Annotated in this window: 8 protein-coding genes; all 8 read right to left on the reverse strand. The window is 47.1% G+C overall.

What is annotated here, in order from left to right:
- Positions 1-11 precede the first annotated feature (11 nt).
- Complete coding sequence (locus AC6H3C_RS17255; RefSeq protein WP_497516663.1) at positions 12-2,072, reverse strand: hypothetical protein; 2,061 nt, start codon at positions 2,070-2,072, stop codon at positions 12-14.
- Positions 2,073-2,097: 25 nt separating this feature from the next.
- Positions 2,098-4,923 carry a hypothetical protein gene (locus AC6H3C_RS17260; protein WP_497516664.1) on the reverse strand — a complete coding sequence of 942 codons (2,826 nt, stop codon included), beginning with the start codon at positions 4,921-4,923 and terminating at the stop codon, positions 2,098-2,100.
- A gap of 122 nt (positions 4,924-5,045) precedes the next feature.
- Positions 5,046-8,291: a glycosyl hydrolase gene (locus AC6H3C_RS17265; protein ID WP_497516665.1), complete on the reverse strand. Its 3,246-nt coding sequence runs from the start codon at positions 8,289-8,291 to the stop codon at positions 5,046-5,048.
- A 50-nt stretch (positions 8,292-8,341) separates the two neighbouring features.
- On the reverse strand, positions 8,342-10,150 hold the full coding sequence (locus tag AC6H3C_RS17270) for a hypothetical protein (protein ID WP_497516666.1): 1,809 nt from the start codon (positions 10,148-10,150) through the stop codon (positions 8,342-8,344).
- Between the two features lie 86 nt (positions 10,151-10,236).
- The gene (locus tag AC6H3C_RS17275) at positions 10,237-12,399 is read right to left on the reverse strand and encodes a DUF5722 domain-containing protein (protein WP_497516667.1); all 2,163 of its coding nucleotides are present in this window, start codon (positions 12,397-12,399) and stop codon (positions 10,237-10,239) included.
- A gap of 45 nt (positions 12,400-12,444) precedes the next feature.
- Positions 12,445-14,862: a family 78 glycoside hydrolase catalytic domain gene (locus AC6H3C_RS17280; protein WP_497516668.1), complete on the reverse strand. Its 2,418-nt coding sequence runs from the start codon at positions 14,860-14,862 to the stop codon at positions 12,445-12,447.
- A gap of 31 nt (positions 14,863-14,893) precedes the next feature.
- Positions 14,894-15,781 (reverse strand): ComEC/Rec2 family competence protein, encoded by an 888-nt coding sequence (locus AC6H3C_RS17285; protein ID WP_497516669.1) that lies wholly within the window; start codon positions 15,779-15,781, stop codon positions 14,894-14,896.
- Positions 15,782-15,858: 77 nt separating this feature from the next.
- The gene (locus tag AC6H3C_RS17290; RefSeq protein WP_497516670.1) at positions 15,859-17,109 is read right to left on the reverse strand and encodes a hypothetical protein; all 1,251 of its coding nucleotides are present in this window, start codon (positions 17,107-17,109) and stop codon (positions 15,859-15,861) included.
- Between the last annotated feature and the right edge of the window lie 15 nt (positions 17,110-17,124).

The raw sequence follows: 17,124 nt of genomic DNA on the forward strand, positions 1-17,124 counted from the left end.
CATCACTCAAATTACCTGCTCCAAATCAACCGGTAATTAAATCTTCGGTTCGGAGCGGTATCTCCATGCGTACAAAGCGAAATCGGGTCTTTCAACTCTGTTGGATTGTCGGTCCATTTAAAATCAAAAGTGAACTGATTGCCGGTCAGATTTAAAAGTTCGCGAGGTGCTGATAGTTCGAGCTGATTTCCAGACGCCCGATAATCCAACTCAGCTATTTCTTTCCACATGCCCTCGTTTTGCGAAGCTTCGTAACGCATCAAAGTCGTCGTTTTTTCATCCTTCACATTTTTATTAATCAGAAAATCGTAACCATACCAACCGGTTTCCGGGTTGTTGTCGGCATCAATCAACAGCAGCATCCAGTTATTTCCGGTATGCGAACTAAGCTTGTCCGACGTTTCAGCGTAAAAGCTGATATTTTTCTTATCAACAGCTACTTTGGCGGTAATAATATCATTTCGTCCCGAAGTGTTGACGTAACGAACACCGGCATAACCAATCGCATCGCGGTGGAAGGTATCGCCGCGGGTATCGCGGAACTCGTTCTGGATTTTTTTCCATTCCCCGAAATCCCCGTCAGGTTTGACCGAATGGTAGCCTTTTTGTTTGGGGATTGGCCGGATGCCCTTGTATTTACGGATGTTCTGAGCCATCTGCATATAATAATTATCTGTATAGCCGCCTTTCATCGGGTGAATGCAACGGTTGAATTCGGCATTATACTGATCGACAAAAAAGAACGGATTGTCGCGGCCCAGCCAGGGAGTGGTTCCGCCGCCATCGGGCTGATACTTCCCTGCCGTCCACTCATTCCAGTCGTTGATATACAGGAATTCCGGATTGGCGGCCAGGGCCTCATCCCATCGTTCCTGAAAATAAATGCCGTAACCGGTCGGATTTTTCACCGTTTTCCCCAACCACGGAACATAAGCCGAATCGGGCATATCATATTCATTCAGTTTGGGTTGGCCGTTTTCGCGCGACCACGATTTGCCAACACCCATGTTCTCTTTGGTCATGGTAACCGGATGCTGCGCCGGGGTGACAGCCGCCTGCTCCCTTTTTCCGTGGTGCGTAGATAACAATTCTTCCGGTTTCAGGGCTTTCACTTTTGGATCGGCCATGCTGTAACCAAAGCTCCAGTTATCTTCTGTTCCGATATAACGTTTGCGTCCCCATTCGTAGTAACCCCACCACATGGTGCGCAGGCTAAAGAAATCTTTCACCTCTTTGGTGTAATCCTGATAAAATTCCTCCGCATAATCCGGGTCCTGGTAATGGGGATGGTTCGGATCGGTTTTCGCCGCAGGATCGAAGTGCGGGTTGGGGTGGGTAATTCCACCTCTGTTGGCATCGAAACCGGGAGTGCCATTATACAGCAACAAGGGTTTTTCGTCCCAGTAAAACCAGAGGTCTTTATATTTTTCCTGTTTGTAAATCCGGTCGTATAAGTCCTGCACGACGGTAATCACCGGGCCGTTGAATGCCCAGAAGATGAACTGCGGCACTTTGTTTCCTTCAGCTTTCATTTTCTGCATCGTACTGAACGTAACTTTCCACTCGTCCCAATAGCGCACCGCGTTGGTTACATCCATCACCAGCACGTCAACACCGGCATCAGTCAGCATCGACATATCTTTTCGGATCACATATTCATCCTGGCTAAGGAAATAACCCATTTCAGGCTCACCCCAGTGATAAGAGCCTTCGGTCCATAGCGGATGTCCGGCATCCAGGCGCACAGCCGGATCGGTGTCCAAGATCTTGCTTACATCGGCCTGGTACGGTTGTTTCAGGTTGGCCAGCCCCTGACCATGCCAGGTAATGTAAAAGATCCCGACAACACGGCGTTGATCATTTTTAACCGGCCCAACTTCCAAAAAATCAGGCATCAGGCGGCCAAGCGCATCACTGGCGACCCAGGTATCGGGGTAAATATCGCGGAAATAGTCGCCATCATTTTCAGAAACAGAAGAGGTATCCGCTTTTTCCTGTGTTTGGCAGGAAAGAATACCCACTGCGACCATCAGCAGAAAAAGGAATCGCTTAGGATTTACAAATGCTTTCATTATTTCATGTTTACAGGTTAGATTTTCAAATATTTATCGTCAACCATTTCCCGGAAATGGAATCGTCAACGTTCAGTTCAATGCCTCCGTCAATCGTTTTTAAGGGGATGGTTTGCTTTCCTACTTTAATGTTTGGCGGAATTTTGTTAGCAGAAACAGGCAGTTTTACGGTACCGGAGCCAGTCACCTGAACATGATAGACGGTTTGTTTACCTTTTGTTTCGGGAATGAAAATGACCTTTGAAAGAGGCTGTTCTGAAAAACGATATACTTTCCCATCGATGGAAATTTCGTCACAGTCGTTCCCGATAAAAGCTACCAGCTTATTTTCATTGGTTCGGAAAGCCATCCATAAGCGTCCTTTGTAGGAAACACGGTGACCGTTGATTGCAGCGTTATCCAGCTCAATCCGGTCGGAGGACAATGGATTTACAGCCAAAGCTTTGGCGTCGTTTTCGGCATTTCGGGAGAATCCGCCCTCCCAGTTTTCGCGATGGGTGCGGTAATGACGTACGATCATGGTTGTTGTATTCGGAAAACGCGTCACAAAATAATCGGACGTACGCGAAACAACAGTCGGGTTATCGTTCACCCCGGGTATAATCCCTGATGACGGATAAGCTCGTGCAGCGTTCAGCGTCTCAAACAACGTGCGTGTCTCGTACCCGAGGCTTTGTGACTGGTCGTCGCGTGGCCGGAAACCCAGGTAGTAAAATTCGCCCTGTCCGTGCCGGGTCTTTACTCCCACTGTTTTTCCGTCGCAGCCGGCAACCACCTCATTCCCATTGGATTCAACCGGATAAATACGATCGACCAGAAAATCAGTCAGGATGGTTTGCTTCGGGACACTCGAGAAACTTCCGGAAAATACAACTTCTTTCCCTGCCGCGATTTCGCCCATATAACTGTCGAAATGATACGTGGCCCCTGATAATTTCTGCCATTGCCTGGTGCAATCATTTCCTTCAGAGTCAAGCAAAGGAGGCGTTCCAAACCAAAGCACTTTCCCGCCTTTTTCAACAAACTGAGAGAGCAAACCGAGCAATCCTTTCTCCGGAAGAGGTTCAAACAAAACCACTATGGTACCGTATTTTTTGTCTTTTACGGCAAGTTTGCCGTCTTCCTGCAATTTTGCCATTTGCACCAGTTTTTCAGCCGACAAATAATTCGCATAACCGTACTGTGTCATCCAACTTCCGAAACGTTCTTCGGTGGCCACCAGGCTCATCGGATAAAGTGCCAGCACTTCCACATCGCGGTGAACACCACCGGTGATCATGGAAATATCGCGTGGTGGTTGTGCTCCAAACGCGTAATTGATAGCCATTCTGCGGTCCAGCGCTTCAGCAGGAAAGCCCCAGGCTGCGGCGTAAGCATTCGGGTATTTATTGATCACGCCAATCGACGCAGCCATTGCCGCACCGTAATAGTTACGGTCGCTCCATCCGCATTCGGCAAAATCGTTCCCGGTAGGCTCCAGGTACTCGCCCCATTTAAAATAGTCGTAACAGGCTGCGGATGCCTGATGGACTGTGTTGCTCCATACAAAATTGGAAGTGTATTCGTATTGTCCCTGAAATCCCGGCAGCTTTTCGGTATTCCACAGATCAATGGTCGGGCTTTCGGCCCAGGACGCATGTGCACCGGTTTTTAGCTCGCGTTTAAAAAGCGATTCGGCATACATCTTTGCATCTTTAAACAGATCGACAACGCCGTTATTGAGCAGTTTGTAGTAGCGGTCGCGCAAAAGAAACGTACGGTGAATATCCTCCGGCTCCGGTCCCATCACATATTGAGTGTTCAGTACCGACATGGCAAAAGGTTCATAACCGGGCGCTCCGTAAGCAAAATAAATCAGGTACTTATCATCGAAAGGCTGACCGAATTTTTCGGTATATGCCTCTGCAAAACCCTTGGTTAAATACCGTTCGGCAAACTGGCCGTTTTCGTGGTGACTGAAATAGCTCCAGTCTTGCTGGATATGCATCTCGTCGGAATATAAGGCAGTAAGGTTTACCCCTTTATCGTAGTATTTTTTCATCAGCGATTTAAGAAACACCGGTGCATCGGCATTGAAATAATCCATCTCCTGCGTTTCATATTCCAGCATCACCATTACCCGATCGTAAGCCAAAAATTCGGGCTTATCGCTAAATACATGCAACAGCCGCATATCAATGCTTTGCCCGATACCGCGCGCGGCATAATTCATCGTGTCGGTGGCTTCGTATTTCACGTCTGTCAGCGAAACAATATCTTCAGGTTTCACCACACGGTACGGCAGATGCCCGCCGCTTTCTTTAAAAGCATAAGCTTTCACTCCCTTTAAGCGGACAGGAGATTTGCCTTTGTTATTGGTCCAGTAGAGTTGCTGCCAGATGGGGATGTTAAATTTTCCGGTTTTGGGATCCCGAAATCCCACTTTATAGGCCAGCCAACGCCCGCTGTTCCCGGTTTGCTTTTTATAAGCCTGCCCCAATTCCAGCGGGCTTAACAAACTCAAACAGAGTCCCAAATCATACTTCCCGGCAAAGTCGCTTATTATTTTTATTTTATCGATATAGTCATCCATATCGGGCGTTAGCTTTCGCTCGGCGCCGGTATCGTTCCGGTATTGCCTGAAAAATTCGTCGAATGCCAAAATCAACTCGTGTGAACCACCGTTTTTTCCTTCTTCGCAGATTTGTCGCAAACTACGAACGTACTTGTTGTAGCCAAGCGACAAATCCAGTTGCCGGTCAGGATCAGTTAAACCTTCCAACTGCTGGTCGCTGGTCAGAATAACAGACTGCGCATTGAGCTGAAAAACAGCCGTTATTAAAAGGACAAGTAACCGTATTTTAAGATTCATCTTATTTCGTTTTTATCAGTTATTTAAATGTTATTAAACTGACGGTTTGAATCAGGACAAGAGATTCACCCTGTCGTGAAAATTAAACTTCTGTCTCCTGCCTGTTTCCTGTTGACTTGACATTAGTATTTCACCCTTTCAACCGTTACTGGCCCGAATAAGCCCGAGGGTTGCAACGCACTATTGGCCTTGTACTCGTTGACGGGGCACCATGTTCTTCGCTGGTCTTCGGGCAAATTTAAGTCGCCTATGAGCCGGTTCACCCAAGTGTTTACCACATCAATCCGAAGCGTATTTTTACCTTGCGTTACCAAATCAGTCATATCGAGTTGATAGGGAGACGTCCAAATACCGCCTGCATATTTTCCATTCACATAAACTTTTGCCATGGCTGTTAAATCTCCCAGACTGAGTAGTATATTTTCGCCGGTTGACAAGCCATCGATCGTGAATGTCTTTTCGTAGGAAGCCGTTCCTGAATAATACTTGATTCTGTCATCGGAAGATTGCGCCCAGTCGATCAGTTCATCAAAAGTCACGGGTTCTTCAGGTCCGCGTTGCGAGGCATCGAACTGTACTTTCCACGCCTGGTTCAAATTTGCAAGAACCGTTGGTTCCGGGTAATTAGCCTCCACTCCCTGTGCCTTGGATTTGCCCGCCTTTTTTCGGAACACAACAAATACACTTTCGTAAGGCGCAAGTTTCAATGGAACAAGCGTTGTGTTTTTTGTCAGGTCGAATGCCGGAAGCTTGCGGATTGATCCGGTCGTAGCTTCCCAAAGCTCCGGCTGCATGCCTTTCACCCTGAATTCAGGCGTAATTAGCCTGGTTTCGTTGGTTTGGTTGCTTACAAAATAAATTTCAGCGCCGTTCATTGTCCGGTGGCCGAAATGTACAGAGCGGTCGTCGGGCAATTTGCAATCGGGGACACAGCCGATCAGCTCAAAAGCCTCCTCCATCCTCATCCCGCTCATGATGGTGCCTTTTCCGAATTTCCGTGATTTCACCTGTACACCGTCTACTTCTCCCCAAAGCTCGGCTGCCAGTTTCATAACTTCCTGATCGGCAGCGGGCTGGTTTTGCAAACTGGGCGAACATGCCGGCGCCGGACCAAGTACCGCTGCACCCTCGTTGACAAGCTGCCGGATTTTTGTCAACAATTCGGGCCGCATGGTCTCCAGTTTGGGCAACACCAAAATCCGGTATAACGTACCATGTGGCAAGGTGATTAAACCGTTTTTCACGGTCATATATTTTTCGATTACTTCGGCATTCATGTAGTCGAACTGATAACCCACGGGAAGTTCAGGATCAGTAATTCCGGTCATTTTTGGAGCATCTTCTCCAATAAAATAAGCAACATCAGCAACATTCAATCCTTGCTGAAGCATGTAATTCGAACGTTTCAGGTAATCAACAAAAACATCCAACTGGGGATACCAGGAGTTTTTCCGGTTGAATTCATTTCCGAACCAGGCATTCACTCCCGGATTTTTATCTTCATAAGGCTGCGAAATGTATACATGCAAAAGGGTATTGTTAATTCCTTCTGCAAAAAAACGGTCCGTCCGTTGCTTAAACCTGGCCGGGTACCGGCTGAAGGAACCTCCGGCAACCGTATTGGATTCGGCTGAGATTTTTGTTTTCCCGTAGATATGCCCGCAGGATGTTGCCGCCCGGTTTTCGATATTTCCCAACTCGCCTTCGCTCCAAAATTCACCGCCAATCTCATCCGACTGTCCGCCGTACATCAAAAACTCGCCGGGGAATCCCCAGTGCCCGTAATTTTCGAGCCAGGTATGCAGCCCGTGTTTGTGGCTTACATCCCGTAAACCTCCTACATAATCGTATGCTACTTTATCGGCGACCATACGTCTCATGTCCCACAAAAAGCGGTCGGATTCCAACTGGCTGTTTACAACAAAACCATTGTAAACCGGTAAGAACGGAATCGGATCGTAACCATATCTTTGCTTAAACCCAGCCAGAAAATCATCGGTAAAGTTCTGGCCTCCGGTCTCGTAACTGTCCTGGACCACCACCTTAAAGGTTTTTCTGTCGGCTTCGGGAATTCGCTTCAAAATCTCGCCAATATATGCGTAGAAATGCTTCTCCACGTGCTTTTTGCTCATTTTATCAACCTCCAAACCCGTTGCTTCAGGCGACGCAGGGGCATTGGTCACCCCGGTTGGCGTCATTCCGGTTCTCAGGATCACCCAGTTTCCTTCGGGAACATCCCAACTCAGGCTACCATCGGCAGCTAACAATTGAGTGAGATCAACTACCTGAGAGGCATCAATTACCACATCTTTTTCGCCGGGCTCGGCTTGCCGGCTCCATTGGTATTCGTTCCAGTAAGGCAGCGGGGTTTGAAACATTTTTGCCAGTGTTTTTTCGGGATAACGTTCCACCCGTGGAGCCGGCGACAGTTCCACTTCAGCCAATCCCATTCCCGGATGGATATTTTTTACGACTACACGGAATGAAGTTGACGTTACTGCGGGAAACGATACCACTACCGGCGCGTGGGGTTCGAAGCCTACATTTAAAGCGGCATTGTAGCGGTCAATCTGAAATTCGGAAATCGTGCGATAGGTTCCGTCATTTTCTTTCACCTGAAGCAGAGCCGGATTGTTCATTGGTTTTTCAAGGGAAGTTACAGACAAGCTGCGCGCGGTGAAGGGAGCTTTTGCTTCGAAATCGATGGTGAAATCACCGTTTGCCGGGAAGCTAATCCCGGTGGCAGTATTTTTATCAATTAGTTTTGACAAGCCTGTTACGTTTGGCAAAGAAGTCATACGTCCTGTTTCAGAATCAAAAATCTGCCCGTAGAATTTTGGTTCGGGGTAAGCAATCACTTTCACATCCTGAAAAGGCTCAACCGGTTTATCCAGCTTCTGACTAAGTTTTTGCGGGCCTTTTACATGCAACTCCGATGTGGCCAGATAACGCATGGCTTCATCCGGTTGCACCCACGGGCCACCCGATTGGCTCCAGCCCGGCGAATTGAAGATGCCAATTTCTATATTTAATTCGGTAGCTTTTTTAAGCGCAGCATGAAGGATATCCCACCATTCGTCGCTGAATATTTTCACGTTCCCGTAAGGTACATCATCCTGCCCAATGTAGCCGATAAAAGCCCGGTTGATGCCAGCCTCTTTCATCGATTCCAGATCATTTTCCACCCCTTCTTTCGAGATATTATCTGAAATCCAATACCAGTAGACGCTGGTTTGGATAGAATCGGGCGGATTGACAAAAACAGTTTCCATTTCCCTGGTGGATTCGGCACTCTGAGGTTGCCCGCAAGAGACAAACAGCGCCACTCCGGCTAAAAAGAAGACGATTAACGATAAAGCAGTTTTCATTTATATTGATTTTTTTGATTTGTTAGATTCATCTGATTTTACCTGCCTATTTATTCGGTATATACAAAATTGAAACGTCCGCCGGGCGCAGTATCGCCATTAACATAAAAATCCATGATATTCCCGTTTTCCTGCATGTTATCGTTCCACTTGAATTCAATGTCAACGCTCTTTCCAACCAGATTCAGGATATTCCGGGGAATTTCCAGTTCCAGCATGTTTCCGTTAACCGCATAATTTGTTTCGGCCACTTTTTCCCATTCCCAACGGTTTCCTACGTTTTTTTCCACTGTTGCTTTTTTGCCCGGGCCTACCCGGTTAACAATGAAATCATAACCGTTCCAGCCGGTTGATTGATCACGATCGGCGTCAACAAAAAGCATCATCCAGTTACGGTCGGTTTTGGGAGAAAGCGGTTCTGCCGTTTCGACGTAGAAGAAGATATTCGTGTTGTCGCGTGCAACCTTGGCCCTTACTATGTCATTTCTCCCGGTGTTATTGCGGTAATACTGGTCGTAGCGGCCCCGGTGGTCGCGATGTATCGTGTTTCCCCGGTAATGTTGATAATCCGGTGCAACATCATCCCATTGACCCGGTTTGCCCGGTTTGATGGTTTTGGGGGCAGATGCCTTTTCATGAGCAGTCATTCCTTTAAATTTACGCACCTGGTCGATTAACTGCAGGTAATATACGTCGCCTTTATCTCCCCAGCCTTTGTTTGGTTCAATGTCGCGGCTGCGCTCCCAGTCAAACTGGTCGACAAACGAAAACGGATCACCCGTCCAGTTATGTTCCGGAAGCCACTGCCCGGCAATAAATTCGTTCCAACCGGTCACGAAAACCAGTTCCGGGTCAAGTTCGAAGGCACGCTCCCACTGCTCCATGAAATTCCACCCATACAGGTACCCGTCAATCCGGGGATCGAAACCGTTTCGCTGACTGAAGCTGCGGCTAAATGATCCGGGCAGGTTAAACGCGCTGCAATGCCCGTTGGTTTCGGGACAAGCGTTTTGAGCAATGCCCACGGTAACCTGTTCATATTTTCCATCAGCGCTTTTCACATATCCATGTTGGGGGTAATTTTCGAGCCATCCCCAATGGTCGTTTCTTTTTGGTCCGTCCACATAGTCGGGTTGCCCCGGACGAAAGGTGAAAAAATTGGCAATTTCCCGGTCTTCCTCCGAATCAGTCAGGTTGTCGGGATAACCCATCAGACAAGGCTTTCCTTTCCAGATGAACCACAGGTTCTTATATCTTCCGGGTTTGTACAGGTCGCGGTAAAGTTGCCGGAGTGAGACCAGTGAGTGGGGAGCCGGGCCAAACGGGAGCATATAGGCTATTTTCGGCACATTTACCCCATCTTTTTGGGCCTGGTCCCAGGTTTTCAGCAAGGCCTCGTACGAATCCTGCCAGGTCAGGCTCCCGTTGGTGCAATCGAAAAAAACGGCATCAACGCCGGCATCGGCCAACATTTCGGCGTGTTTGCGCAATACCCAGGGATCAGTCGTTTTATAATATCCCAGCAATGGTTGTTCCCAGAAAAAGAATCCCGGTCGCTTTGTACCCCAGGCCGGATGGTGGTAATCTTTCATGGCCTCAGGATACTGTCGTACAATCTCCGTGATGTTTTTTACCTGATAGGTGGTATCATCGTCTCCCTGGTGCCAGGTCCAGTAAAACATGGCAATAAACTTGTCTTTCTTTTTTTCTCCGGTCTTCTGGTAATCGCGTACCTTCCGGCCAAGGGCATCTGTTGCTGCCCATTGGTCGCTAATGACCGGCTGAGCTACCGATTGCCCTAACCAACAACAAGCGATTGTTGCCGCTACGATTGATCCGAATAGATTTTTCTTAGTCATTGTTATTATTTAGCTGGTTTAATTTTTCTTTTTAAGCGTTATTTGTCAATCATTTTAATAAGCCGGGTTGCACAACAGCTTCTCTCTTATTGGATTGGCCCGGGATAAGACACTTCATCCCAGTTTTGAATCCCAATCAGCGTTTTATACGGATCAAAAACGGCATCTTCCTGACCGGTATCAGCAGCCTGGTAGGCAAACCAAACCGGTTTCCGGCCACCCGGGTCGGCCGCATCGTCGGGGAAACGGCGTAAGCCAATCCGTAATCCGTCTTCCAACCGGTTATCAATCCAATTGTGCCATTGAAAAGCATCGATTCCGTCCAGGTTTTTCAGCTTTTTCCAGGCATAGGCAAAACCGGCAGCCTGTTCTTTCAGATCGGTATCGCTGTATGTTCGTGAATTGGTTCCGTTTTCAGATAACCAAAGTGTCCGTTTTTCGATACCTTGGTATTTATTTTCCGGCTTTTTAATCCAGGTATCCAACACTTCCAGATTTTTAAAAGTGACCAGCGGCGAGTTCATGTTAAATATTGCGTTTGCATCATTCCAGGTTTTCGGCTCATTCAGATCCTGCGGGTAAGGATGACATGCCAGCCCCCACTGAAAATCGCCCTCAGCATCGCTGTAATCCTGTAATGTTTTCAACATGTCTTTGGTGGCATAATATTTTGATCCGACTGCCTCGGCCCACGAATGGGTAAAAGAGCCAAACACTTCGCTGTTTGCATCGTATTGCCGGGCAATGTTATAACACAATCTCATCGATTTGATGTAGGTATCCATGTATACCAGCATCGGTTTGTCGCCCATGTTGGTCCACGAAAGCCCGGCATCCACCTCGTTGTGCATAATCCAGTGATGAATGCGTCCGTAAGCATGATCGCTGCGGCAATAACGACTTGCCAGAAAATCGAGCGCCGCGGCATAACAATTGACGCTTGCCGGAGTCGTCATATTGGGCATGGTATAAATTCCTTCGGACGTGTAATCGGGATGTTGCAGCAACTTCCCAATTTCGGGATCAGCGCATTGCGAAGCCTTTTGTACCAAAATGATAGCCGCCACCACGATATTTTTCGAACGGGCTGCCTGCATGGTCCGGTCAAGAGCCTCTACCCTCGCCCGGTCAAAATAATATGTTTTATCGCCATAGGAATGGGCCATGGCATTGGAACGCGATTGCAGGTACATGAATTCCGTGAACGCCACATTTACCGTAGCGCTTGTAATGTGCAGATCGTCCAAATCAGTTTGAAAACCGAGGTCGGCAGCATAACCTCCCAATCCTTTTCTCCCGGAAGGCCGTTGCGGGCTCATCGTTTGATTTGGTGTGATTTGTCCGGCATACCGGGCATGAGAAATAATTTCATCGGATGATGTTCCCTTTCTGACAATCACCCATTTGGATAATAGCCGGTCGTATCTGAATCCGTTCCGGGACACAAAACGGTCGAGAGTGATTGAGAAAGAAGATTCGGTTAAGGGGTAACTGTTGGTAAATTTCTCAATCTGTGTCAACTGGTCAGAGGGCGCCACTTCGCACAGGCTGACCTCGCCTTCGCCTGAAAAAGATCCCCGAATGGTTATGTTTGACGGACCTGCCTGAACATCGGAAATTTGGGAACTAAAACCGGACGAGAGGTATTTGCTCAGATTGGATTCCAGCAAAAGGTCATTGGCTAACCGGTCTTCCCGCTCCTTTGCCAGAGCTTCCTCCGCAGCATTCCGGGCCCTCAGTTGTATGTTCCTGATTTGAATAACCACGCCTGACTGATTACCAAAATCGAGGCGCAGAAAATTGCCGGAATTTCCCCAGGAAAACTTTTTGATTTCGTCGCCTGCATCAAACGAAAAAGTCTGCCAGACGCTTGTAACCGGAAGCGCTTCGGTTTTAACTGAACGACCTTCGCTTACAGGCGCTCCGAAGAAAATCTGAAGATGGCTGATCTGTTTGGCGCTTTGGTATTCAAAGGTAAAAACAACCCGTTCCGAAGGATTTGCACTGGTCAGCGGAACCAGCGACACGTAAGGATCTTCGCCGGTTGTGGTTAACTCATATTGATAAGATCCCTTGGAACTAATCTCAAGCTGATTAGCCGACGACGACTGAATACTCAAATAATTGGGCTTAACAATCGTGACAGGCTCGTCCGGCAGGTCTTTTTTACACGAAAAGAGAGTAAACAAAACAAATAGAAACAACGTGAATGTAACCGTTCTGTCTTGTATCCGATGGTCAAACTTCATAGGTTCCTGGTTTTGTTGATTGATCTTTAGGTTCGTTTCAACTATTTACTTTTTCACGATTACATAATCGCCGGGGCCAAGCTCTTTCTCAAAATAATCTCCCTGATAATCAGACTCATTTATTTGTGTTTCTTTTTGTTGATGAAAAATAGTGACGGCGCCGTTTATTGATCGGGTCGTTCTGAATAGTGCACGTGTTCCGGCCGGAACAGAAATCAGGTAGGTAATCTCGCCTGAATCCGATCTTTCCCAGTTCGATTTGATGTAGCCAAACGGTGTTTTGTATGATGTCTTCACATAACTCAGGCCCTCCGGAGTATGCGGTTCCAGGTGAAACTTCCGGAAACCCGGATTATGCCCGTCGGGACGAATGCCGCCCAGCCAGCGGTAAAACCATTCGGAAACGCTTCCAAACATGGGATGACAATTGGAGTAGGTGTTGTCGCTTTCTTTCCAGGTTTCCCATAAAGTAGTTGCCCCCCGGGATAACATGAAACCCCAGCCCGGATAATCGCGGCTGTTCACGATATCAAAGACCTCTTGCGTTAAACCGGCCTGCGACAAGGCTTCCAAAATATATTTGGTACCAAAAATCCCGGTCGTAAAATGACCGTTTTCTGCATTTTTAACCGAAGCCATCAGCAAATCGACCGCAAGCGGCTGCTCAGGTTCAGGAATAACACCTGAATACAGCAAGGATGAAAACAAGGTTTGTTTGTTTATACTCTCGTTGATACCCACGGAAGTATGCCAGACTGTTTCCTGTAACTTTTGTTGAAGACTGGTTTCCAGCGCCGTGAATTTGGTTTCGTTGGCGCGGTCGCCCATCAATACGGCGAATTTTTTCATCACTCCCGCGGCCTGCAAATAATGGCTGGTCCCTGTTACCTGAACAGGAACGGGTATCAACGACTCGTGGTCGCCCAAACCTTTTTCCACCAGCAAATCAGGGTGCAAACGAGCTACTTTCTCCATCCATTTCAGGTTGAAATCGTACAATTCGTTAACGATTTCCAGATCGCCGTAATACAGATAAAGTTGATACTGAAGAAACAAAAATGCCGACTCCCAGCTGATTCCGCAATACTGAAGGCCAACAAAGGGAGCCGTATCAATAAAAACAGAATCGTTCATGGCATCCACCCAGTCGTAAATTGTTTTGCGGTAAAACCCGTGCATATCAAAATTGTAAATAAACGATTCGGAAACCGCGTTGATATCGCCGCCATATCCGAATTTTTCGCGGGCGGGGCAATCCGACTGAACACTCACCAGGTTCGATTTGAAGGTGCGGATGGTTATTTTCTGAATGGAATTCAGCAATTCGGAAGAAGATTCAAAATGATTGCAGGCCTCCACATCCGAATTCAGGGCCAATCCCTCGATATCGCTTTTTGCCGGTTCATAGTTCAACCCGCTGATCTCGAGGTATCGGAACGTATGGAAGGTAAATTCAGGTGAATACCAAACCTCCCGTTTTTCGCCGAACACATAAACATCTGTTTGCCAGGCAATATCAGGAGCTCCCGGACCACCAACCCCTGCCTGCTTAATTTGCCCGCAAACCGTCGTCATCGGGTTTAACCGGCCATCGTCATAAACCCGCTCCCCAAACCTGAGCGTGATGGTATCACCCGGATTTCCCATGAGTCTGATTTTATAAGTTCCGGCAAAATTGACTCCCAGATCAGCCAGATAGATTCCTTCGCCGGGACTTGTGATTTTTACCGGACTTATCCGATCGGTGACTTTAACCGGAGGAAAAAACCGCGGCTGAAGTTTTCCTCCCGGTGAATCCACCATACAAGCGGTTTCCCAGGCTGAATCATCGTAACCCGGCAAATCCCAGTCGGGGAACTCCTTGCGGGCATCGTACCATTCGCCCAGGTAAACATTATTTTTAGTGATGGGCCCCTGAGCAAATTTCCAGGTATCGTCGGTAGATAACTCTTTGGTTTTTCCATTGACATCTTCCACCACCAGCCGGGCAGTAAATTTCGGATTGCCTGTTGGCAAGCCATTCCGCAGGTTCAGGTACCCCCACATTTGCAGCGGCAGCGGATTGTAAAACCCATTGCCCAAAGTAACTCCTATACAGTTCCTTCCTGCCTTCAATTCTGACGTGAGATCATATTCGGAATAATAAACCCGTTTACTGAAATCGGTCCAGGCCGGATCAAGATAAATATCGCCGATACGTTTGCCGTTTAAACTTGCCCGGTAATAACCGCCCGCCGTAATATAAAGTGTTGCCCTCTCTATTTTCGCGGAGTCAATCTCAAACTCCTTGCGGAACAAGGGGGCCGGATGGTTTCCGTACATCGAAACCTCATCGGCAGAAACAGGCTGGCAGTCGCCAATCCATACCGACTGGTCTGAAAGACCGGGAACGTTAGCCTGCTTTTCGCAGGAGATGGTGAGGTAGGCGGCAATAATCAGCAGAAGAAACAGGGACTTTTTCATTTGATCTATCATTTAATTGGGTTAGGTCGTTTCATTGAATTTCGTGTAATCCGTCACAGCTCACATAGTGTGTTTTTATACCAAGCGAATCCATGAGCTCCCGGATTTCTATCGTTTTCAGAATATGCGTGTTGTAGCCTTCACCAATATCGTTGTTGTACACCCACGACGGGCTTGGCCATAAACAGGCTTTGAATCGGATTGTCCGGTAAAAATCTTTACTGACGCCCTGTTGCCCGTGGTGCGCCATTTGCAGGTAATCGCAATCGAGTTCGTTTCGAAAAGGACCATTCAGCAGCCTGTCTCCTTCTTCACTCCCACAATCACCCAGAAAAACCAAGGACTTTGACTTATCCCAAACCCGGACAATCATACTTGAATTGTTGTACGGGTTCATGGTGATATCTTCGTTTTTTACAGCCAATATTTTAAATTTAGTCTGGTCGAATTGAATGATTAAACCGGGTTCGGTAACATTCACAACAGGAATTCCGGATTTTTTCAGACTGGCATAAAATTCCAAAGCAGCAGCTTTATATTCGGGTTCCGATTCACAAAAAGCCGTAGAAAGTTCAGAATGGCAAACTGTCCCGATCCGGATTCCATTCGGATTCTTCAATATTTCGGTTATGGCGACAATGTGATCGGGATGCGGATGACTTACAAACCAGACCTCAACCTGATTGCCCAGTGCCGCCAGAAACCCGCGCAGATAAGCCGCTTCTTCTTTTACACCGCCATCCATCACCGCGACTTTCCCATTGTTCATCCTGAAAACGTACGAATTTCCAATGGTGTTGATCTGCGATGGAAGCTGCCATACCGTGAAATTGGGTTTCTGCTTCGAAAAGACAGGAATGGCTCCCAGAACGAGCGCTATTATTATGATCCATTTCTTTTTCATTGCCGGCTTACTCATCGGTTAAGTTGTTTTCAGATCTGATCTGCGTTAGATGTATTGAATTACTTGAAAATTAAAGTTCTTTCCATCCTGTACTATCCGGGTTCAGACATCAATCTTTCCAGTCTGAACAATTTCCCCTCACCGGGTAACAATTTCAGATCCATCTTCCTGTTGGCCCTGTTAAACCGAACGTTTTCAGTTTTTCCTGAAACCGAAGATATTTCCTTCAATCCGTTAACTCCGGGACCAATAATCATCCGGATAAGCTCTGTCCTCTCCAAAGATTTATTGACGATCATCACATACGTCTGATGTGTTTCGTTCTGTTCAAACCGGCTTATGATCAACTCTTTTTCAGGATCTTCAGGCCTGACAACAAAATCTGACGGTAGTTTTTCGGCATCTTCGGGAATCTTTATTCCCGTATGAAAAACATTCACCGCATCAAGCCCGATGAGCGTTTTGCCCAGCTGTTTCATCTGTCGGTTTAATTGTTTGAAAGGAAGATAAAGATCTGTTTTTTGTCCGCATGAATCGATAATGGCATTGGTAAAAACTTCTCCCCGATTGGTGGGTGTCCAATAGGTAAACCAAACCATATTTTTGATTCCGTATGCCAGACATGAGAAGACATTCAACCGCAAATCAACCACACCGGGACGCCGGTAAACACCGGGGATTCCAACAGACTGAAGGTAACACGAGGTTTTTACTCCGTTTTCCAGTCCGGCACGGCGAATAAAATCCAGGTTTTCATAATAGGATTCACGGAAAGACCCATCGGCCATAAAGGGATAACAATCAAAAGACAAATACTTCAGATTCTCCATTCCGCAGCTTTCAATCCATTGAGTGACGTACAAATTGTAATCAGGTAAGGACCATTGCGGCAACAAGTTCACGTAAGGCACTACCTGACGATCAAATTCCAAAATAGTCTGATATTTTTTTGCTGCCGCTTCAATTCCATCGAAATGAGGTTCGTCAATTACATAATAACCGGCTGTCGCCACATGATCACCGTATACCTGGATCATTTCCCGGATATCGGCTTTCGTCCCATTGACACGGGGATCGGCAACAAACAGTTTCAATCGGCACTTTTCGCATAAGCCGAGCATTTTCAGGTTACGTTCTTCGGTGTCGAGCAACGAGCCCAACACGTTCTGGATGTAACCAATATTTGCTTCGTTTATAAGCTTATATTGTTTCAGGTTGGCATGTTCCCATACCGGCGGCCAAAATATACCAATCTGAAATTCATCGGTAAAATCCGGCCTCTGTTGCTGTCCGAAAGAAACCAAGACCGCTAACATCAAAATCGCAAATAAAAATGGTCTCATTCGGTTCAAATTTGT

It is taken from the genome of Gaoshiqia sp. US2 (genome assembly GCF_059705485.1).